This window comes from Pedobacter sp. FW305-3-2-15-E-R2A2 (assembly GCF_038446955.1).
In the GTDB taxonomy this organism is placed as follows: domain Bacteria; phylum Bacteroidota; class Bacteroidia; order Sphingobacteriales; family Sphingobacteriaceae; genus Pedobacter.
On sequence record NZ_CP151803.1, the window covers coordinates 7,038,010 to 7,060,322 of the forward strand.

A 22,313-nucleotide genomic window follows, 5' to 3' on the forward strand; every position below is an offset into this window, starting at 1 on the left:
TTTTAAATAAAAAACGAATGTAATACGCTTTTAATATTCTGCGTAGCCTGGAATGCAAATGAAACGTCTTTTGCAAATCATTGCTTTATTATCCATCGGCAAAGTCTGCAGCCAGAAAAAATGGAATTTTAATCACCAGACTTCATGCTATAAAGTTGATGCATGCTCTCTTTAAGATTTGGGTACAACTGCTGGTAGATCTTAAAGATCTTTCGGTACAGCTCATGATTCTCCAAATTTGGCAAAATTGTCTGTCTCTCTTTTACAGGGAATGGATAGTTGTTAGATAACCCAATTGCTTTTATAGCGAGGTAAGCCGCTCCAATGGCGGAGGCATCTTCTGTTTGCAGGAGTACAATTTCTTTCCCCGTGATATCTGCCAATATTTCCATCCATATCCTGGAATGAACAAATCCACCACTCACATTGATTTGTTTGATCTCGTCAGAATATTGCTCTACTGCAAGCAGAACTTCATTAAGGGCATAACAAATACCTTCAAGAACTGCCCGTGAAAAATGCTCCTGTCGGTGATGAAGCCGAAGGCCAAAGAAAGCACCGCAACTATCAGAGTCCCATATCGGAGCTCGCTCGCCAGTCAGATAAGGAAGAAAGATCAAGCCCTTACTTCCTGCTGCTGCACCTGTTACTTTTTCAAAGAATGAAGTATAATCATTAGTAAACAATTCTTCCTTACCCAAAGTATTTTTAAGAAACCATTGAAGCGCAATTCCACCATTGTTTACCGGCCCTCCGCAAATATAGGTTTGCTCATCCAACAGGTAACTAAACGTCATGGCCTGTTCATTAAAAACTGCTTTTTTACTGGAAATCCGTATTGCGCCACTGGTTCCAATTGTAAGTGCGGCAATGCCAGGCTCAATTGCATCACTCCCCAGATTTGCCAGACAGCCGTCGCTGGCGCCTATAACAAATGTGACTCCAGAGGCATCCTTCCTGCTATAGCTTGTACTAACTGGTGCTGACAAACGACTTTCAGTAATACCTGCGATCAGCAGAGCATCTTCAGCCCAATTCAACCCTTCTACATCAAATAAACCGGTACAGGAAGCAATCGAATGGTCAATTTTAAATTCTTTAAACAACTGATACCAGATATATTCCTTAATAGAAACAAACTTATCAGTAAGATCAAATAATGCCGGCTGATGTTCGCGCAGCCAAATGATCTTGCAGAGCGGAGACATAGCATGTATCGGAGTTCCCGTTCTCTTATAAATATCCATTCCCTGATCAGATGTTTTAATTCTTGTCGCAATGTCAGAGCTACGGGAGTCCGCCCAAGTCATCATCGGTGCCAGAGGGATACAATTTTCATCTACACATATCAAACTGTGCATGGCGCTGCTTAGCCCGACAGCAACAGGATTAGATCCCATTCGATCGATGATCTCTGCCATACACTTCCTAAAAGCGCTCTCAATTTCTCCTGATTCTTGTTCACTATACCCCGCCATTGGCGAATCAGAAGCATAATGATGTTGAACCGAATCAATAGGTTCATAATTCAGGTCAAGCGCAACTCCTTTCGTGCTCCCCGTTCCAATGTCTATTCCCAGAATATATTCCATGATTCAGATTTAGATTTTTAATATAGAAAAAATATTCTACGCATTTGGCTTTGCTACAAGGAAATCCTGCTGCAATAAAATAAGCGAGGTCAAAATACTATAAATACAAAAATGGCTTTCCTGCAAAAGGAAAGCCATTTCAAATGATTTAAAGAGTGGTCCCGACGAGAATCGAACTCATATCTAAAGTTTAGGAAACTTCTATTCTATCCGTTGAACTACGGGACCAGTACCTATTTTATTACGCTACCATTACCATGGTTTTGTATAGGAGCCACAAAAGTAAGTTTTCCTTCTGAATTTTCAGACATTAATATCATTCCTTGTGATAAAATTCCTTTAATTTCTCTCGGAGCAAGGTTTACAACTACGCTTACCTGCTGACCAACAATATCTTCCGGTTTAAAATACTCAGCAATACCAGATACAACAGTCCGTTCGTCAATCCCTGTATCAAGGGTTAATTTTAACAGCTTCTTTGTTTTTTCTACCTTTTCAGCAGCAATAATAGTGGCTACACGAATATCTATCGCGCCAAATTGTTCAAATTGAATGTCTTCTTTAGCAGGGGTAACCACGGCATTATTCACCGTATTATCTGCCTTACTTTGATTTAACTTATCAATCTGCGCCTGCACTTCTTCATCTTCAATCTTTTCGAATAACAATTCCGGCTCATTTAGCTGATGACCACGGTGAAGTAAGTCGGTCCTTCCGGCATCTGCCCACTGGTGACCTCCATAATTCAGCATTTTCATCAATTTATCTGCAGTAAAAGGCAAAAACGGCTCAATCAGTACCTCTATATTTGCGGCAATCTGCAAACTGATATTTAAAATCGTCCTCACTCTGTCTTCATCCGTCTTAATCACTTTCCAGGGCTCAGTTTCCGCAAGGTATTTATTTCCCATGCGCGCAACATTCATCACCTCAGACAGCGCTTCTCTGAAACGATAGTTTTCTATTGATGCACTTATCTTTGCCGGGAAGGCCGCAAGTTCATCTATCACCTCCTGATCAACCGGAGTAACTTCCATGCGCATTGGCACCTTACCACCAAAATATTTATGTGTTAAGACCGTCACCCTGTTAATAAAGTTACCCAATATGGCAACCAGTTCATTGTTATTTCTCGCCTGAAAATCTTTCCAGGTAAAATCATTATCCTTAGTTTCAGGAGCGGTAGCGGTTAAGACATAACGTAATACATCTTGTTTACCTTTAAACTCCAGCAGATATTCATTTAACCAGACCGCCCAGTTTTTAGAAGTCGATATTTTCTGACCTTCCAGGTTAAGGAACTCATTTGCCGGTACATTATCAGCCAAAGTATAATCACCATGGGCCATTAACATTGCCGGAAAAATCACACAGTGGAAAACAATATTGTCTTTACCGATGAAATGAACCAACTTGGTTTCTTCATCTTTCCAGTAGTCTTCCCAGTTTCCCTTTGTTAATCCTGTTTTATTGATATAATATTCTTCAGCTTTAGGGTTCCAGACATCCAGGCGGGCATACTCAAACAATTCTTTTGTCGCAGAGATATAACCGATAGGTGCATCGAACCAAACATACAGCACTTTACCTTCAGCATCTTTGACAGGAACTTTTACTCCCCAATCCAGATCTCGTGTCATTGCACGCGGTTGCAGTCCTGCATTTAACCAGGACTGACATTGTCCATAAACATTTGGACGCCATTCTTTATGGCTTTCTATATATGTTCTAAGCTGACCTTCATACTTATCCAGCGGTAAAAACCAGTTTTTGGTTTCCTTCCTTACCGGCTTTTCTCCTGAAAGGGTAGACTTAGGATTAATCAGATCAGTTGCATTTAAGGTGCTTCCACAATTCTCACATTGATCTCCATAAGCATTTTCATTTCCACACTTCGGACATGTTCCGGTAATGTACCTGTCGGCCAGGAATGTTTGCGCTTTTTCATCATAGTATTGCTCTGTCACTTCTTCTGTAAATACTCCTTTATCGTAAAGGTTTTCAAAAAAGTCAGAAGCAGTCTGATGGTGCATTAAAGAGGAAGTCCGGTGATAGATGTCAAAAGAAACACCAAATTCTTTAAAAGAATCACCGATGATTTTATGGTATTTATCCACAATTACCTGAGGCGTTACACCTTCCCTTTTTGCTTTAAGGGTAATGGGTACACCATTTTCATCAGATCCGCAGATAAATTTCACATCTCTCTTATTCGAACGCAGATACCTTACATAAGTATCCGCAGGCAGATAAACACCTGCTAAGTGTCCAATATGTACCGGTCCGTTGGTATAAGGCAAAGCGGCCGTAACCGTATATCTCTTTATTTTACTATTATCCAAAACTATTTTTATTATTTTGTCAAATATAAGTGTTTTGCCCATGATTAAACAGCCAGCCCATTTAAAAAAAGGAGACAAAATTGCAATCGTTTCCCCAGCAAAGAAATTACCAGGAGATATCAATAGTGCCATTGCGATTTTGGAGCAATGGGGGCTGGAAGTTGTGCTTGGAGAAAACATTTATGCCCAGCACCATCAATTTGCCGGAAGTGATGCACAACGGACAAAAGACCTTCAAACCTTTTTGGACGATCCCGACATTCGTGCCATTATTGCTTCCAGAGGAGGGTATGGAACCATTAGAATCATTGACGAACTTGATTTTACCCATTTTAAAGAAGACCCCAAATGGCTCATCGGTTTCAGTGACCTCACTATTTTGCTTTCTCATCTTTTAGCCGCGCTGAATACACAAAGTATTCATGGGCAGATGCCCAAAACTTTTGAGGATGCTTCTCCGGAATCACTGGAATCGTTAAGAAAAGCACTATTCGGAGAACCGCTCTCTTACGAGTATAAAAGCGAATTTAAAAATCTGGAAGGGCATGCAGAAGGTATCATCATAGGAGGAAACCTGACCCTATTGGTAGCCACAGAAGGCTCAGCTTCGGCAATAGACTACAGCGATAAGATTCTGTTTTTGGAAGATGTTGGTGAACAGGAATATGCCATAGACCGAATGATGTGGATGCTAAAACGCAGTGGCAAATTATCCCGCTTAAAGGGCTTAATTGTAGGTGCTTTTACTGGCGCCAAACCTGAGGATATTCCTTTCGGATCAAGTCCGGAACAGTTAATTCTGGATCTGGTAAAAGAATATGGCTATCCCGTGTGTTTCAATTTCCCGGTTGGCCACATCGACGACAACAGAACCTTAATTGTCGGAAAAAAAGCCAGTCTCTCCGTTGAACAGAAAAAGGTATCATTAAAGTATTTATAGCCCCTCAATCGCAAAGATCATTAACGAATAAGCTTTTGAAATTCAAACACATATAAGTATTTGAATTTAGAAAAAAAACTCCTGAAAGCACTTGGTGATAAACAGTATTTAAGGATAAACACCAAAGAAGATATTAACAAAAAGGGCCGGGTTTCATGAAACCCGGCCCTTTTTTGTTAACGATCATTTAATCCTACATATTATTTACCTCAGGATTTGTATTTGTTTCCTGAAGGGGAATCGGGAATGTATAACGGGGATCTGTTACCGGAATAGAAACAGAACCAGCACCAAATGATGGAATTGGCGCGACTCTTCTTGCTAAGTCATTATACCGCATTCCTTCCGTCAGGAACTCAATTCTTCTTTCTTTCAGAATAGCAGCCAACAGCTCCGCTGAAGTGGCCAGGACACCGAAATCGTAAGTTGGGTCTGAGCGTTTACGAACGGCATCTAACAATGCCCTGGAACGAACCAGGTTTCCGCCAGGATTCAGCGCTTCTGCTTCGGCAAGATTCAGGAGCACCTCTGCATACCTGATCACAGGAGCAGAATCCAGAAAGGGGCTAATTCCTTTAAATTTAGTTGGATAAGTATAGGTTCTGCCTGAAAAAGACGAGGTGGCAGTCAAGCCTGTTTTTCTCGCATCCGTCGCTGTCCAGGAAGGATCAGCATAGATTCCCGCTCCGGTAATGTTCAGAGAATACTCCAGGTTACCATTACCCACATTAAAATAATAGCCAAGTTGATTTTGAGTACCTGGAATGTTTGTATCTGCAAAAGGAAAGGAAAGAATAGATTCAGAAGTGGTGTAAGGTGCAGCAAAAACATTTACAATATTTGCCTGTAAAGCATGGCCTACCCTTGCCGCATCAACCGTAACAAAAGGAGCGGTTTGTGAAACCAGCTTATTTCCTTCTTCAATTACTTTATCATATTTACCCATAGCCAAATAAACCCTGGTTTTCAACGCGATAGCGGTATTTTTATGTGCTCTTGTTGTGTTTGTAAGGGCATCTCCCTGCGTATTCGGCAATCCTGTTTCTGCCTCATCCAGATCTTTTAAAATCTGGGCATAGATGGCTGCTACAGAACTGCTCTTTAAACCGTTATTCTGCAGATTTGATTCCGGAAGCAGGCGTAAAGGCATACCCCTTGAAGCGCCATTGTCTAACAGATAAGGCTTAGCAAAGATTTGTATTAAAGAAAAATAGGACAGCGCTCTTAAAAACTTCGCCTCTGCCACATAGTTATCATTAACCGCCTGAGTCACGACACCCGGATGATCAGCCATTCCTTTAAGGAATAAGTTTACCCGGTTAATGGTGATGTATCCCTGCGACCACAATCTTGCGATATAAGTATCAGAAGCAACATTTGTACCCTGGTAAACGGTCAGTCCGGTTACCCCATTGCTGGTCCGGTTACTGAATTCTTCAGCCCTGATGTCATTATAAATGAGGTATCGACCTCCTAAAAAAGCACCTGATTTGATGGAAAAGTATAGTCCGTTTACCTGCGCCAGAATCCTGGTAGGATTAGCAAAGGCCTCCCCTTCCGGTAAAGTCAGCTCAGGTTCTGCAGTCAAAAAATCCTTTTTGCAGGAAGAAATACTCCCAATCAAAGGAATTGCAAGAATAGCCACTGTGACTATCTTCAATTTATATGTTTTTATATGAAAAATTTTCATGAATATTCTCTTTAAATATTATAATCCAATACTAAGACCAAAAGTAAATGCCCTTCCCTGAGGAATTGTATTACGCTCAACACCACTTGAAAGTGTAGAATTACCATTGGTAGAAATCTCTGGATCCACACCTGAATAGTTGGTAATTAAAAATGCATTATTTACGGAAGCGTAAAGTCTAAGGCTACTGATCCCTGCGCGGCTTACCAGTGTTTTTGGAAGTTTATATCCTAAGGTTGCAGTCTGCAAACGTAAGAAATCACCCTTTTCCACATTATCGCTGATTGCAAAAGAAGATCCGTTAGAAACGTTATCTGAATACACCGTTCTCGGGATATTGGTAGACTGTCCAGGAGTTGTCCAGGCTTTCAGAATCTCGGTAGAGTTGTTCCAGAAACGTTGATCCAATAATCCTGCACGTGATCCGTTATAGATATAGTTACCTCCGGAGAAAGTAAACATCAGGTTCAGGTCAAAATTGCCATAAGTAAACGTATTGTTAAACCCTCCGTACCACTTTGGTAAGGTTCCGCCAATCACCTGTGCATCTCCTGCCGCACTTGGCGCAACTGTCCCGTCAAGATAAGTCCATGCATTGACACCACCCTGATGAAGGTATTGAACCTCACGACCGGCTGCATTGATAAATATTCTTCTTCCATTTTCAGGATTTACACCTTTGGTTCTTACCGCATAAATACTACCAATAGGTTCACCTACTTTAGTAATACTTGCAGACTCCAATCCGCCCGTGGTTCCGATCAATTGTTTCACTGTAGGATCAAGCTCGGTAACTTTATTCTTAAGGAAGGTAAAGTTCAGGTTTACTTTCCAACTGAATTTATCCGTTTTAACCGGAAGACCACCGATGCCAAATTCAAAGCCTTTGTTGTACATTGAACCAACGTTTGCCAAAATACTTCCTCCTGCAATCACATCCTCAGGAATCCCTTTAGACGGGGCCTGAGGAACATCAAGGATCAGGTTATTAATATTTTTATAGAAATAATCCGCTTCAAGTGTCAGTCGGTCATTCCATAAGCCCAGGTTGATACCAATATCGGTCTGGGTACTGGTTTCCCAGGTCAGGTCTTTATTTCCTGCTTTATTATAGTACCAGGCAAAAGGCGTTGCCCCATATATTGCAGGGCTATAGGTTGTATACTCATTGTACGCACCAACATTTCCGTTTCCAACTTTACCAAAGCTGGCGCGAAGACGTAGGTTGTTTACCGTATTGCCCAAGCTTGAGTTCTTAAAGAAATCTTCCTGCGAAATAGACCAACCAACTGATCCACCTCCAAAATTACCCCATTTCCTGCCAGCAGCTAAACCCGAGTTTCCATCTCTTCTAAAGTTACCACTGATAAAATATTTTCCATTATAGTTATAACTTACGCTCGCAAGATAGGCTTCAAAAGAAACCTGATCAATCGAATTCCCGGAAGGGATATTGCTTACATAAGTTCCTTGAAATTGGTCAAAAAAGGTCGGATCGCCCAATTTATCACGTGTTGAGCCCCAGTTTTCAGCTCTTGTTTTTTGAACATCAGAACCGATAGTCACGTTCAGGTTATGAACGCCATCAAAAGACTTATTGTATTGCAGGGTATTGATCCAGTTCCAGTTATTTCTTCTGGTGTTCTGATTGGTCGCACGGCCTCCCGGCGTAACACCGTCTCCCTGAAAAGGATTCAGGAACCTCACATTTTCAACATTACTTCTGTCCCAGGAATAATTAGTTCTGAAATTTAAGCCTTCAGTAAGCTTAAAATCAGCACCAAGATTGGCTAAGAAACGGTTGGTTTCAGAGCTATTTTTATCTTTATCAATTAAAACTGTTGGATGTGCCCAGTTACTTGGAACCAGATTAGCACCATTTCCAACCGAGTTAACGGTCATGTTATAAGACCCGTCTGGATTTCTGGGAGCAACATTCGGCGCAATGGCAACCACAATACGGCCTAAACCAGAAGAGTTAAACGCTGCACCAGGAGCAGATCCGCTGTTGGGCGACTCATTTAAACTGTTGTTATAATTCATGTTTAAATTCAACTTTAACCAATCCGTAGCCTGATGTGTTAAATTCACCCTTCCTGAATATCTTTTAAAGGTATTTTTCTTCAAAAACCCATTCTGATCAGAAAGCCCACCGGACATGTAGTAAGTTGTTTTGTCTGTACCTCCGCTAACGGTTACGCTATGGTTCTGAGAGTATGCGGTTCTATATACCTCATCATACCATTTTGTATCTACTAATGACCCGTCTGGGTTATAAGAAGGAAGGAAGCCATTTCCATTTGCATCTCTTTGCGAGACCGGTACCACATTTGGATTTAAAGCAACCGCATTTTTAAGTGCTGCATTTTTAACATCCATGTATTGTTGCGCATTCAGGAGTTCTGGTAAGCGAACAGCATTGTTCACCCCAAACCAACCATCATAACCTACACGGGCATCTCCTTTTTTTCCTTTTTTGGTGGTAATAACCAATACCCCTGCCGCGGCTCTAGAGCCATACAGTGCCGTTGAAGCCGCATCTTTAAGGATATCGATAGATTCGATATCATTTGGGTTAATGTCACCCAATGGATTATTGGTCGTCGAATTTGCAGAAGCATCTGTAGTAGGGAAAGGAATTCCATCCACGATCACCAATGGAAACGAGCTCAATGATATCGAACTCACACCCCTCACCCGGATCACGGGAGGATTGTTTAATAAACCATTCGGTTGAATAATGCTCACACCGGCGGCTTGTCCTGTCATTCCCTGCACAAAACTCTGAACAGGTCTGTCTTTCAGGTCATCTCCTTTAATTGTCGCAGCAGACCCCGTAAAGTCTTTTTTCTTGGTGACGCCATAGCCTGTTACCACCACTTCTGTCAGTGCCTTAGAATCAGATTCCAGGGCAATATTTACGACATTCGAAGTACCAATGTTCTTAGATTGGGAAACATATCCCAGATAAGAAAACTCCAATGCATGAACTCCCGAAGGGGCCTTTAGAGTAAAGCGGCCGTCAGCCCCTGACTGGGTGCCACCCTTGGACCCTTTTAATCGAATTGTTACTCCCGGAAGCGGCTTTCCATCGCTGTCGTCGGTAACTGTCCCGGTAATTGTTCTTTCCTGAGCTATTGCGCTGGTCGCAATAAACAACAGAATGAACAAACTCTGTACAAGTTTTTTCATAAAAACGTAAAATTTAGGTTAGTTAATAGTTAACCTAATATATGTAACATTTCTAATTGTTTGAAAAAAATTTACAGTTTTGTGTTTTTTTTCACAAAAAAATACAACATATAGATAATGGTCGGTTTTTTTTGATTTTTAAAAAAAAGGAATTGAATATATCTTCTCAAATGAGAATCTCGATTTAAGATGCAGGCAGTTAAAACCCTGAATAAAAAGCAAAAGCCAGATCATTGCTTTTTATGTTGCATCGGGGCTGAATACGGCAAAAGAATTAAAAAAATTACAAACCGTTATAATATCTAACTAAATTTTCAAAATCAATATCATTCTTAAATTTAAAACCGCTTTCGGAAATATATTTATGGATTTCAGCCTTATGGTCTCCCATATATTTCAAAACATCATTAACATTTTTCTTTATCCTGTGTAGCTTTTGATCTATCAAAAGATAATAATATGATTTTTCGTCTACCAGATTCTCAGTTGTAGCCGAGTTATATACCCGATTTTCATAAATTTTCTTTACCGTTCTCTTTACAAATTCGATTTTTCTACGAGCTCCCGGATCAAAAACCTGAAAATAAGATTTCTTAGTTGCTCCATCGATAGGCTCAAAACCATTTACAAAATTCACCTCTGACTCTACTCCTTCGACATTAAAAATGAAAATACTGAATGCTTTCACCTCTGAGTTAAAATTCATCGGGGCTTCATTTCCATACCTGAAACTGACTTCATCCAAGGCCTGATCATATTTCAATTTGAGGTCCTTATAAGATTGGCCATCTGCCGTTCTTACCCTGCCGGAATACCATTCATCGAATAAATAGGGGGAACCAATTACGTTCACATAACGTGTAACCTTCATTGGCGGTCCAATTAAGCCAGAACCTACATAAACTTCCCCCTGGGCTTTCACCGTCCGTGAAAAGCAGATTAGCAGGAAACAAACAGCAAAAAAATAAACTAACCTTTTCATATTTATATTTATATGATAAATGTATAATAAAATTATCAAAAAAAGAATCAGACATTAAGAATTGAGGCGGACCCTTTATTTTAAAGCTGAAAGGCGCACTTATTTCTGCCAGAAGATTTTGGCGGTAAAAATAGAATTTATAACCAAACGGCCTGAATGCAGAAAAGCCATCCCGTTAAGAGATGGCCTTTCTGTCATTTAGAATTAAAAGTACTAAGGTCTAGGCCCTACATATTTTAAAGTAAGGGTAGTAACACGAGTATTTGGAGCTGTTCCCCAATCAAAAGCCAATGTAAAGGTTTTGGTCGCAGGGTCATACTTATTTACGGCTCCAATGGTATTTTTAAGTGATGCATTGCCAGCTGATTTTACAGTTACCAGATTAGTAACCGGATCAATTGTGATATAAGTATTGTCTATACCAGCAGCACCAACCCCGGTAGACCATAAAGGTACCAGAGAGACGGCGTTTGCGTCTGTAGTAGCTAAAGGAACATTCTTTAAGTTCGTAAATGTGCCACTCAATGCCGGGTCAGGGCCCGTTGCAGAGTTTCTGCTTATGCTACCGCTATAAGAGTAGATACCATCCCATTGATTTTTAACAGCGATCAATAAAACCACTGAAGCAAAATTCTTGCTAATGGCAGTACCTGATGCATCTGTAATTTTCAATGGCAATGCAAAAGAACCTGAAATTGAAATTTTATCTGAATTGAAAATAATAGGCAACTGAACATCCTGCGCACCTGCAGGAATCGTCACTTTATTGTTTGGAATCGAATAAGAGTTTGCAGGCAAAAGAACCCTTGAAGTACCTTTTACATTGTTATATCTCGCCAACTCAACCTCATCTACAGCGATCGTTACTGTAACACCAGGACTTGGAGAGCTATAAGCATAGTTAATTGGCACATTATAAGTAATAGGCTGTGCTGAGCTGACAAATGCAGCACTAATAGAGTTTGGTGCCCCATCGAAATTTGGAGTTCCATCATAAATCTCTACTAAAGGAGGAAGTTTCGTGAAATCCTGCTGCACATTATCATCCTTTAAACAAGAGGATAGCATCGTCACTATTGCCAGTGCCAATATTGTGCGTCTATTTATATATTTAATTTTCATTTTTCTAATTGCTAATGGTTTAACTTTTAACAGTTTGATTATCTAGGGCCTTTATCCCAGAATATCCTTGACGACTGTGCATTGATTGTACCTTCTTTTCCTACGTTAGCAGCGTTGTAATTGTACTCCGTCTGAGGGTATAGAATACGAAGAGGCACTTGATTGCCACCACGACTTGGTGATAAAGAAAGCGGCATATCCGTTAATATAGCCTGTGCACCATCAAGTCTTCTGTAATCAACATAGGCTTCAAAGTTATTGACACCAGTTAAAGCCAGGTATTTTTGCTCTGCAATCAATTTAATTTTATTTGGTGCAGCGGCGAAATTCGCATACCCACCAGCATCTAAAATCAATGTCGCATTAGCTGGATCTGCTCCCAACCAAGTGAAAGAAGATCTTACTGCGTCTTCATAAACAGCCTGAGCACTTCCTGGCAACCAACCTCTTTGAGTCGCTTCTGCCTGTAAGAATAAAGATTCAGTAACAGTAAAGAACCATTGTGGCTGCGATGCACTCTTTGTAATACCAGGACCTGAAACATCCGAAGAGTTCGCGGCTTTAAATGGATCGCTATTTGGGATGATCTCCCCGTAGTTAAATCCATAATATACCTGTCCTTGAAGTGGCGTTTGAGCTTCAGCAAAGAAAGAAGCATAACGCTCATCGTCATGGTCGGCATATTTGTTCAGGATAAAATTACTTGCTCTCCAGAACTGATTTGCAACATCACCGGTATATAATTGAGAATAAGTATCCCAGAATGGATTTTGCTTATCCTTGTCTTGGGCATAAGGAGGATTTACCAAAGCTGAACCGTCAGCGGAGGTGTTGTATTCACCAACGCCAGATAAGAACCCTTTTCCATTAGCAGTGATACTAGCAACTACGCTGTTCACATCAGCAGGAGAGATCACCTCAGATTGGTGAATCAAAAGCTTTAACCTTTGCGTATTGATTAATTGTTGCCATTTAACCTTATCACCGTGGAAAACGATGTCAGCTGCCTGTAAGGCAGCATCAGATTGTCCATCAGCAACCAGCTTAGCTGCTACTTCTAAATCAGCCAATAATGCTTTATAAATATCTGATCCTTTATCATAAGCAGGGGTCAGGTTTTTAATATCAAATGCGGCAGAATATGGAACATTATTGTACTGATCAACCAGATACATATAACCTACTGCTTTAATCAGTTTGGCTATACCTTGATAAATAGGCTGGTTTGCAGCAGCAGCTTTCTTTTCCATAACATTGGCATCGAAAAGAATATCATACCAAGTCCATTCATCGGCTTCAAAGCCAGTGGTGATGTTGTATGATTCCTCTTCTGTATTCGGTCCGTAGGTACCTGAACGAGCCCAATAGCCCATCCAACCTCCATAATTACCATAAGAAGTCGCCATTTTTGATGCAGCTCTATGTAAAACTGATGGCAGTATCGCCTTTGGCGTGATGCTCTCATCAATCGGAGAGTTTTGATTTTGATTGATATCAAAAAAACTCTTTTTACAGCCCGCAGAGACAAACAGAGCGGCTGTAAAAAATATGCATATTAGTTTTTTCATTAGTTTCTTTTTAATAGTCGTTAAAATTTAATCACTACGCTTCCGCCAATTGTACGTACTGGAGGGTTGATTTTTGAATCAGCAACACCAGAAACATTTGAATTAGAAACACCAAGATTACTACCTGTCGTTGTTCCAAAAGTAAAATCAGGATCGCCATAAACATTTGTTTTAGGCACCCATAAAAATAAATTTCTACCAGTAACTGCTACTGATAAGCCTTTAATTACCTTCTGATTTCCAAGGACCTTTACCGGGATATCATATCCTAAAGAGACTTCGCGCAATCTCCATGAAGTTGCTTTAGTAATAAAGTTAGTCGCTACATCACGGTATTCACCTGTATAAAAAGAGTTAATATCACCAATCGCAACATTGGTATTAGCGATATATTGTCCTGGGTTAGCCGGGTCTGCATAAGAAGAATTTGGCAACACATAACGCTCACGGTTATTGGTCGCACTTGCTTCAGAAACACCAGTCCAAGCCATTGCATTACCGATATCATGGTAAGCATAATGTCCACCTTTGTATTCAAACAATGCAGAGAATGTTAAGTTTTTCCATCTTACTGAAGGATTTAAACCAACAATCCATACTGGCATAGTTCTACCCAGTTTCTTTGTTACCGGATCTGCGGTAGGGCGTCCTGTATTTGCATCAACAATTACACGTCCCTGAGGATCTCTTAAATAATCAGTTGCTTTGAATACGAAAGCCGGACTTCCAACGATCGCATAGTTTCCTGCACTGGTGAAACCACCAATAAATAATTCATCAAGACCAGAATAAATGCTCTTAATCTCACTGTCGTTATAAGATGCATTTGCTTTAAAATTGATACGAACATCTTTGATCGTTACCAGCGGTGTTAAACCTAAATCTAACTCTACTCCTTTATTCACAAAAGATGCTGCATTTATTTGGTAACTGGTATATCCTGTAGCGTTAGAAATTGCAATAGGAATAATTTGGTTGGTATTGTTCTGGTTAAAGTAGGAAACCTCAAACGAGATGCGGTCTTTTAAGAAACCTAATTCCAAACCTACCTCCGAACTTTTGATAAATTCAGGCTTAAGCTCCGCATCATAAGTTCTGTTATTAGCGGTATATCCCGGAACACCTCCATAAGGGAAGCCATTGGCCTGAGAATAAGTAGCCGCCAGCAAATATGGATTGATATCAGCATTACCTGATTTACTCCATGATGCCCTTAACTTCATGAAAGAAAGGTAGTCGTTATCTTTTAGGTTTGGAAACGCATCAGTTAACACCAATGATCCACTCACGCCTGGGTAAAAGAAGGAGTTATTGTTCAAACCAAGAACAGAAGTCTGGTCATTACGGCCGGTGACTTCTACGTTTGCCCATCCTTTGTAGCTCAATGAAGCACTTCCGTAGAACGAAAGTAATCTTGAGCGTGAAGCAGGAGATGATCCTGTTAACTCACCTGTTCTTTCTGAGATATTGTATAAGCCAGGGATAACCAGGTTGCTTGCTCCAACTCTCGTATCACGTTGATCTCTCTGACGAAGGTAGCTTCCCAAAACTCCGGCAACTTTGAAATCTTCTGCAAACGTTTTGTTGAAACTTGCAAACACTTCAGAAGACAATTGTTGGTAGCGATATTCACGCTCCTCCACGGTTTGAGGAACAGAAACAAAACCTCTGGTTACTCCGTAAGGAGTTGCAGTTTGGCCTTTTGAAATGTTTCTTTCACCAACATGGTTTGAAGTAATTGCCGCCCTGTAAGTGAAATCCAACCAATCAGTCGCTTTTAATTTCAAATCAAGATTTGCAATCAGGTTTTCTCTTTTACCAGTTGTTCTCCAGTTGTCCAAAGCGATATAAGGGTTAATACCATAATCTGTAAAATAACCGTTATAAGATGCATATGGATTGTTTCTAAAATCCTTGTAAGCAGTAATTGGAATTTGCGCTGGTGTATTAAAGATCAGGTTCATTAAACCTCCGTTTAATCCAACATTATTTGCTGCATTATAATCACCCATCGCATCGTCATTAAATACATTATAATTTTGCTGAGAGTAGTTTACACCGGCAGTAGTAGTTAATTTACCATATTTCTGAGTGGTATTTAAACGAAGACCTGTTCTACGGCTTTCATCATCCGGAACAATCCCTTTAACATTAGCATCCTGCAAGCTGATATAAGTAGTTGCGGTTCTTAAAGACACATCATTTTGAATGGTCGCTGCCGTATTAAAGAATTCTTTTCTTGAATTGTTTGCGGTATAGGGTAACATTTGCTGAGGTGTTCCATCAGTAAAAGGCTTACCAACTGGTTGTAACGAACCATCAAATGCAGGTCCCCATGACCAGTTTTCGTATCCTGTATACCCAGCGGTCAGGTTTCGGGATGGATCAGGTCCACCGCTACCAAATTTTGTCTGGAATTTAGGAAAGAAGGAAATACTGGAAAACTGAGTACTGTTACTCAAAGTGATTTCCGCAGCTGAATCCTCTTTACCTTTCTTTGTCGTAATAACAATAACCCCATTCACCGCATCAGGACCGTAAATTGCCGCACTTGAGGCGCCTTTAAGGATCGTAGTGCTTTCCACATCATTAGGGTTTAACGATGCCAGGTTGGTAAGCGGCACCTGTACTCCGTCTAACAATAACATCGGGTTGTTGTTTCCTGTTAAGGAACGAATACCCCTTAGGTTGATTTTTACATCCTCAAATACACCACTGTTCATGGTCGTAATATTTAAGCCTGAAACCTTGCCTTGTAAACCGTTTGCAATGTTAACCGGTTTTGCTTTGTTAACTTCTGCGTTGGTTAAAGAAGTCGCGGCATACCCCAACTCCTTTTTCTGGCGTTGGATACCAAGGGCACCCGTTACCACAACCTCACTTAAAACCTGTGAATCAGAGTTTAAGACTGCATTCACAACGTTAGAAGTAATTTGCTTATTTAGTGTTACATAGCCTAGATAAGAGAATGCCAGTTCTTTTGTGCCAGTTGGAACTACTAAAGAGTATCGGCCATCTCCACCCGTTTGTGTACCGCCTTTGGCGCCAACGATTTTCACGCTAACACCCGGGAGTGGCTTGCCATCTTCCTGATCTGTAACAGTACCAGTAATTGTTCGGTCTTGTGCCATCGCTGTGCCCGCGACAAACATCAAAATGAACAAACTTTGTAAAAGTTTTTTCATAAAAATAAAATTTAGGTTAGTTAATAGTAACCGAATATAGACGATTTAGTATGCGTGCATAACCAAATCTGATCGACCGCTGTATAAATGACAATTAAATGACACAACAAAGTGTAACAATTAACGCGATCATAGTTCAATTTTAAGATATTATGCTAAAGGATCACCTGAGCGCTGTTTTTATCCTAATAAAAAATAGTCAACAACATTGGAGATAATAAATAGCTAAAAATTGACACAGAATAGACAAAAAAACTCGACATTAATAATAATAAATCAAACAAAAACAAGTTGTTAGAAAAATAACAGATCAATGCCTCCTCAAATTATAGAAAAATTAGTCAACTAAATTTACAATGGCTTTTTGATCCCATTTTCATTTCCAAAATCCATTTCACAGAAGATCATTGTCTTTTCCTCTACAAACTCTGCCTGACCGACAATCGATTTGAACAACCTATTTTACAAAAATGAAATAAACGTAACAGTTCTCCTACAGTACCTTAGCTGCTCTTTTAGACAAGCAACTGACACATCGCCTCAAAATCATCTTCAATCAGGAAATTGCCATAAGAGTTACTCATTTATATCGCCACAGAGCTATCCAGGAGTCGGAATAAGCGCAGGCATCAGCTTTAGAATAGTGAATTTATAAAGACATCATCTGACCAATAAGGTCTATATAACGCAGGACTTCATTGATGGCCCATTAGCAGAAGCCGACATACACTTCCCTTCGAACCTTGAATGTCAGCGAGGAATAGATTCCCAGAAAACCAACAAAAAAGGGTCAGGAATATTCTTCCTGACCCTTTTCGAATTTTAATTAATAGCCTTAGTAGCCAGGATTCTGAGCTAGGTTCGGGTTTTTCTGAGTATCATAAAAAGGAATCGGTAATACTACATAGTTGGAGCCGTAAGCTTGTGCTGCAGCAGTACTATGAGCTGGAATTCCACGTCCTGTACGTAAGAAATCGAATTCTCCCTGACCTTCAAAAGCAAGTTCGATTCTTCTTTCTACGAGGATTTTAGCAATCAGTTCATCTTTTGTTGAAGCTGTAATCGGATCAGCTAATGAACGTGCCCTAAGATTGTTTACAATCGTTAATGCATTTGCATCTACTGTCGAAGAAATATTTGCCAAAGCTTCCGCTTTAATCAACATAATTTCAGCGTAACGAATTACAGGAACCCATTCAGATACACTCACATATTTGGTCGTATACAATAAACCTCCTTTAGAAGTGATCAAATTTTTAAACCTTAAATCTTTGGTTTGATCCATTAATCCAACGTACTCAGGGCTTACTGTAATATCTCCACGTAAACCTGGAGCATAGTGCTGTCCTAAAGCATGATTGGTATTCGGGTTATCACCTCCATTATGTGCAATAGAGAAAATACTCTCATTGGTCGTAAATAATCTGAAAGTTGTTGCCGGATCTGCGTTTAATGCATATTTACTACCGTCAAATTTGTTCGCATAAATCAGTGCATTTGGATAGTCTCCTTTATATAAATAAAGACGTGCCAACAAAGCTTGTGCAGCAGATTTTGTAGCGCGAGCGGTATTTTGCAAGGTCACATCATTATAATCAGCTGGCAGCTTTGCTTCCGCTTCTTTTAAATCCGTTTCCATTTGATTATATACTGCAGCAACAGTTGCTCTTGATACCTGAGTTCCTGAACCAAATGGATCTGATGCACTTTCCAGAATCAATGGAACACCTGGATGAGATGCTCCGGAAGTGAATTTGTATGGTTGTGCATATAGGTTCACAAGATAGAAATAGCATAACGAGCGAATGAATTTAGCCTCGCCATTGTATTGATCTACTTTTGCAGCTGGTACAACACTACCTGCAGCAGCCATATTCTTTAAGAATAAATTGGCTTCTCCAATTGTGCGGTACGCTCCCTGCCATGCAGTGTTAGCATAAGCGTTGTTAGAAGTTACCGGGCTAAATAAAGCCAGGTCTCCGAAAAAAGATGCAGGATTAACATCTATACCTCTTTGATCTGCATAGATCAAAACCCTTCCACCGAAGAACTCCGGATTCTGCAATTGATCATACATTCCGACAGAAGCTTTCTCTATACGGTCAGGACTGGAGAAAGCATCACCCGGCGCCAGATTCGAGAAAGGCTCTTCAAAAATTTGCTTTTGGCAAGAGCCCATTGCCAAAACCATGACAGCAGCTAATGCTATATTTATCGTTTTATATGTATTTAAAATTTTCATATGACCTTCTAATTAAAATGTTGCATTTAAACCCAAAGTATATGTTCTCGGCTGTGGAATAGCACGGTTATCATATCCGGTAGCGATGTTAGTATTGTTCCTGTTTGAATTCACCTCTGGATCAATACCACTGTAGTTGGTGATTACAAATGCATTGTATACCTGAGCAGAGATTCTCAAATTAGACAATCCAACTTTTTCAGCCCATTGTCTCTTCAATCTGTATCCAAGAGAAACAGTTCTTAATCTTAAGAAATCACCTTTTTCAAGGAATCTTGTTGAAATCTGATTTGAAGGGCTATCACCACTTGACAAACGTGGAACATTGGTAACCTGACCTGGAGTTGTCCAGCGATCAAGGATACGTGACTCATTGTTTTGGAATGTATTGGTTAACAAGCCAGACAAAGTAGAATTATAAAGATAGTTTCCACCCTGATAAACAAGAGATAGATTCAAATCAAAATCTTTATAAGTAAAAGTATTGTCTAAACCTCCGTAAAAAGTAGGAGTTCCTGTTTTACCGTCCATATAAACCTGATCAGCGGCACCTAAACTAGTAACAGTTCCGTCATCCAAAGTGTATTTCTGAGTTACCTGATTCCAGGTTTTTTTGGTTACACCATCTGCTCCATACCACTGAGGGTATCCAGTCTGAGGATCAACACCTGCCCATTGAATTAATTTATAAGTTCCAAGAGCACGGCCTACACTTGCAACAGTAGATGCAGATGCGATATCGGCATTGTTGTTTGTAGCAACCAATTCAGTCACTTTGTTCTTTACATGAGTATAGTTGAAAGAGGAAGTCCAGGAGAAATCTTTGTTCTTGATGTTAACCGTGTTGATTGTAATCTCGAAACCTTTATTTGTCATGGAACCAATATTGCTCAGAATGCTTGATCCCGGAACTCCAACAGTATGTAATACAGGAGCATTTAAGATAAGGTCTGAAACATCCGTGCTAAAGTAATCCGCAGTTAAGCTAATACGTTTATCAAGAACGCTCATGTCAAATCCAACATTGAACTTTTTAGATGTTTCCCATTTCAACTTTGGATTTCCAAGCTGAGTACTGGAGAAACCGTTGATAGAAGTATAAGAACCTCCGCCATACAATGTTCTTGCTGCATAAGCACCAACACCTCTTGAGTTTCCTACTAAACCGTAACTACCTCTAACTTTTAAATAGCTGATGTATTTGTTCTCTTTAAGAAAAGATTCCTCAGAAGCAATCCATCCTGCAGACACACTTGGAAATTTACCCCATTTATTTGCATCTCCGAAGCCTGAATAAGCATCTGCTCTGAATGCACCTTCAACAAAATATCTGTCGTTATACGTATAACCTGCACGGCCAAAATACGATTCAAGACCAGTAGATTCCATAGAACCACCTGAAGCCAATAATAAATCTCCTGTATTAGGATCTGATCCTGTATAAGTGTTATCAATAATGTGCTGGAAGAAAGGATCTGCAAAGTTTGCTCCAGAAGCATAGATTTGCTGCTCTTTCATATACTGATATTCCGCACCAGCAGTTAAGCTGATTCTATGCTTCTCTGCTACTGTTTTATCATAGGTAGCAAAGTTTTGCCAAACCCATTGGTTACGGTTTAAAAAGTTATCCTGAACCAATCCATTGTAAGAAAGACCCAATCCGGCAATTAAAGGATTAGAATACTGATCTTCAAAGTTTTGTTGATAATCAACACCGTATTTCGAGGTGATTCTTAACCCTGCGATAGGAGAAACTTCAATAAAAGCATTACCTATAAAATTCTGAGGCGTGTTTTGATTTCTTTGCAAGTCAATAGTAGCAATCGGATTATATACCCTGTTGCCAATTAAACTAGCTCCATTTACTGTAGTAATGTTATTTCCAAGTCCTAAATAACCAATAGGAGTTGAAGCGGTAAGATTATATCCTTTTGGCCCCTTTGGATCATAAACTGAAACTGTCGGGATTGCATTATATCCTGAAATCGCAGCACCCGCTAAGTAACCATCGGTCAACAAACCATAGTTAATACTTTTAGTATAGGAAAGTTCTACCCCTGAACGCAACCATTTTTTAGGTTTCACAGATAAATTGATACGGGCAGCCCCTGTTTTCAATTTATTACCATAAAGGATACCTGATTGATCAGCATATCTGGCAGATCCGTAATAAGTTGCTTTATCGCTACCACCTGAAATGGAAACAGTGTTATCATAAGAAGTTCCGGTACGGAAAATCTCTTTCATCCAATCTGTTCTGTCAGGAACTCCATCGCCATCAATATCACTGTCTTTCGCAACCACAGGAGCTGTTGCTCCAAACTTATTCTTAACCTTCTCATTGGCGATCATATTAAAATCATCTCCATTTAACAGGTTTGGTTTGTTTGCAGCTGTAGCAAAGTTCAGTTTAGAATCGAATGTGATCTGTGTAGTTCCGTTTTTACCTTTTTTAGTCGTTACTAAAATTACACCATTTGCTGCACGTGAACCGTATAATACAGCAGCACCTGCATCTTTTAATACTTCAATAGACTCGATGTCGTTTGGATTGATTAAAGAAAGAGGATCAAAACGCGTTCCGTTACCACTATTAAAGGTATTTAGATTCTCTCTTGTATTGGCTGGAATCCCGTCAATAACCACTAATGGCAATGAACTTGTAGAGATCGAGTTTACACCCCTTATTCTGATAGACACACCGTCGGCCAATGTACCGCCTGCACTGGAGATCTGAACACCGGCAGTCTTACCGGAAAGTGCTTTCGCAAAACTCTCTACCGGTTGCTCCGCAAGCTGACTTCCGGTAACTTTACCAATTGCTCCGTTTACATCCTTAACAGATCTTGTTCCATATCCTACCACAACCACTTCTGATAAGGCTTTCGAATCTGAAACTAAGCTTACGTTAATTACGCTGCCAGCACCCAATGGTCTAAGCTGAGTTAAATAGCCAAGATAAGAGAATTCAATTGACGGTGTTGCCGAAGGAACACTTAATGAATACCGGCCATCTCCACCACTCTGAGTTCCGACTTTAGCACCCTTAATCCTTATAGTTACTCCCGGAAGTGGCTTGCCATCTTCCTGATCTGTAACCATACCTGTCACTGTTCGATCCTGAGCTATCGCAGATCCTGCGATGAACATCAAAATGAACAAACTTTGTAAAAGTTTTTTCATAAAAAATTAAAATTAGGTTAGTTATTAGGGGCTGAAGATAACTAAACACTGTATTCCCACAACCTGTATAATTACTCAAAAAAGCATAAATGACAAAGTAATGACATTAAATTATCTTTATAAATAAATTAAAAAACACCATAAAAACAATTATTATTTCGTATAATCTTAAAAAAACTTCTATTATTCTTCTAAAACACCCCAAAAACAGAAGATTCGCAATATTGTTTTCAAAAAAAACCATATTTCTTATAAGACAACATTTATGTAACAAA

The 22,313-nt window shown here is 39.8% G+C and carries 11 protein-coding genes and 1 tRNA gene; 1 reads left to right on the forward strand and 11 read right to left on the reverse strand.

Features of this window, described 5'->3' with window-relative positions:
* Positions 1-128 precede the first annotated feature (128 nt).
* The 3 genes from AAFF35_RS28680 to metG all read right to left on the reverse strand — a co-directional run bounded on the left by AAFF35_RS28680 (position 129) and on the right by metG (position 3,976).
* Positions 129-1,592: a gluconokinase gene (locus AAFF35_RS28680; protein WP_342329869.1), complete on the reverse strand. Its 1,464-nt coding sequence runs from the start codon at positions 1,590-1,592 to the stop codon at positions 129-131.
* Between the two features lie 156 nt (positions 1,593-1,748).
* Positions 1,749-1,820, reverse strand: a tRNA-Arg gene (locus AAFF35_RS28685).
* Positions 1,821-1,825: 5 nt separating this feature from the next.
* Positions 1,826-3,976 carry a methionine--tRNA ligase gene (metG, locus tag AAFF35_RS28690; protein ID WP_342329870.1) on the reverse strand — a complete coding sequence of 717 codons (2,151 nt, stop codon included), beginning with the start codon at positions 3,974-3,976 and terminating at the stop codon, positions 1,826-1,828.
* On the opposite strand from metG, the gene AAFF35_RS28695 reads away from it, so the two are divergent.
* Entirely contained in the window at positions 3,975-4,874 is a 900-nt protein-coding gene (locus AAFF35_RS28695; protein ID WP_342329871.1) for an LD-carboxypeptidase, read from the forward strand. The two genes, metG and AAFF35_RS28695, sit on opposite strands and share 2 nt — an antisense overlap.
* Before the next feature lie 193 nt (positions 4,875-5,067).
* Here AAFF35_RS28695 and AAFF35_RS28700 read toward each other — a convergent pair whose 3' ends face one another.
* The 8 genes from AAFF35_RS28700 to AAFF35_RS28735 all read right to left on the reverse strand — a co-directional run bounded on the left by AAFF35_RS28700 (position 5,068) and on the right by AAFF35_RS28735 (position 22,038).
* Positions 5,068-6,534 carry a RagB/SusD family nutrient uptake outer membrane protein gene (locus AAFF35_RS28700; RefSeq protein ID WP_342329872.1) on the reverse strand — a complete coding sequence of 489 codons (1,467 nt, stop codon included), beginning with the start codon at positions 6,532-6,534 and terminating at the stop codon, positions 5,068-5,070.
* Positions 6,535-6,582: 48 nt separating this feature from the next.
* Positions 6,583-9,756, reverse strand: coding sequence for a TonB-dependent receptor (locus AAFF35_RS28705; protein ID WP_342329873.1), 3,174 nt, complete (start codon positions 9,754-9,756; stop codon positions 6,583-6,585).
* 283 nt (positions 9,757-10,039) lie between these two features.
* Entirely contained in the window at positions 10,040-10,627 is a 588-nt protein-coding gene (locus AAFF35_RS28710) for a hypothetical protein (protein ID WP_342329874.1), read from the reverse strand.
* A gap of 324 nt (positions 10,628-10,951) precedes the next feature.
* A complete protein-coding gene (locus tag AAFF35_RS28715) occupies positions 10,952-11,860 on the reverse strand; it encodes a DUF1735 domain-containing protein (RefSeq protein WP_342329875.1) in 909 nt (302 codons plus the stop codon).
* Positions 11,861-11,898: 38 nt separating this feature from the next.
* The gene (locus AAFF35_RS28720) at positions 11,899-13,428 is read right to left on the reverse strand and encodes a SusD/RagB family nutrient-binding outer membrane lipoprotein (RefSeq protein WP_342329876.1); all 1,530 of its coding nucleotides are present in this window, start codon (positions 13,426-13,428) and stop codon (positions 11,899-11,901) included.
* 20 nt (positions 13,429-13,448) lie between these two features.
* Positions 13,449-16,613, reverse strand: coding sequence for a SusC/RagA family TonB-linked outer membrane protein (locus AAFF35_RS28725; RefSeq protein WP_342329877.1), 3,165 nt, complete (start codon positions 16,611-16,613; stop codon positions 13,449-13,451).
* Positions 16,614-17,448: 835 nt separating this feature from the next.
* On the reverse strand, positions 17,449-18,855 hold the full coding sequence (locus AAFF35_RS28730; RefSeq protein ID WP_342329878.1) for a RagB/SusD family nutrient uptake outer membrane protein: 1,407 nt from the start codon (positions 18,853-18,855) through the stop codon (positions 17,449-17,451).
* A gap of 12 nt (positions 18,856-18,867) precedes the next feature.
* Positions 18,868-22,038 (reverse strand): TonB-dependent receptor, encoded by a 3,171-nt coding sequence (locus AAFF35_RS28735; protein ID WP_342329879.1) that lies wholly within the window; start codon positions 22,036-22,038, stop codon positions 18,868-18,870.
* Positions 22,039-22,313 lie beyond the last annotated feature (275 nt).

Excerpts from the sequence above, each read along its gene's own strand:
- AAFF35_RS28680 (WP_342329869.1), bottom strand. The coding sequence starts at position 1,592 with ATGGAATATATTCTGGGAATAGACATTGGAACGGGGAGCACGAAAGGA.
- AAFF35_RS28695 (WP_342329871.1), top strand. The coding sequence starts at position 3,975 with ATGATTAAACAGCCAGCCCATTTAAAAAAAGGAGACAAAATTGCAATC.
- metG (WP_342329870.1), bottom strand. The coding sequence starts at position 3,976 with ATGGGCAAAACACTTATATTTGACAAAATAATAAAAATAGTTTTGGAT.
- AAFF35_RS28705 (WP_342329873.1), bottom strand. The coding sequence starts at position 9,756 with ATGAAAAAACTTGTACAGAGTTTGTTCATTCTGTTGTTTATTGCGACC.
- AAFF35_RS28710 (WP_342329874.1), bottom strand. The coding sequence starts at position 10,627 with ATGAAGGTTACACGTTATGTGAACGTAATTGGTTCCCCCTATTTATTC.
- AAFF35_RS28715 (WP_342329875.1), bottom strand. The coding sequence starts at position 11,860 with ATGAAAATTAAATATATAAATAGACGCACAATATTGGCACTGGCAATA.
- AAFF35_RS28720 (WP_342329876.1), bottom strand. The coding sequence starts at position 13,428 with ATGAAAAAACTAATATGCATATTTTTTACAGCCGCTCTGTTTGTCTCT.
- AAFF35_RS28725 (WP_342329877.1), bottom strand. The coding sequence starts at position 16,613 with ATGAAAAAACTTTTACAAAGTTTGTTCATTTTGATGTTTGTCGCGGGC.
- AAFF35_RS28730 (WP_342329878.1), bottom strand. The coding sequence starts at position 18,855 with ATGAAAATTTTAAATACATATAAAACGATAAATATAGCATTAGCTGCT.
- AAFF35_RS28735 (WP_342329879.1), bottom strand. The coding sequence starts at position 22,038 with ATGAAAAAACTTTTACAAAGTTTGTTCATTTTGATGTTCATCGCAGGA.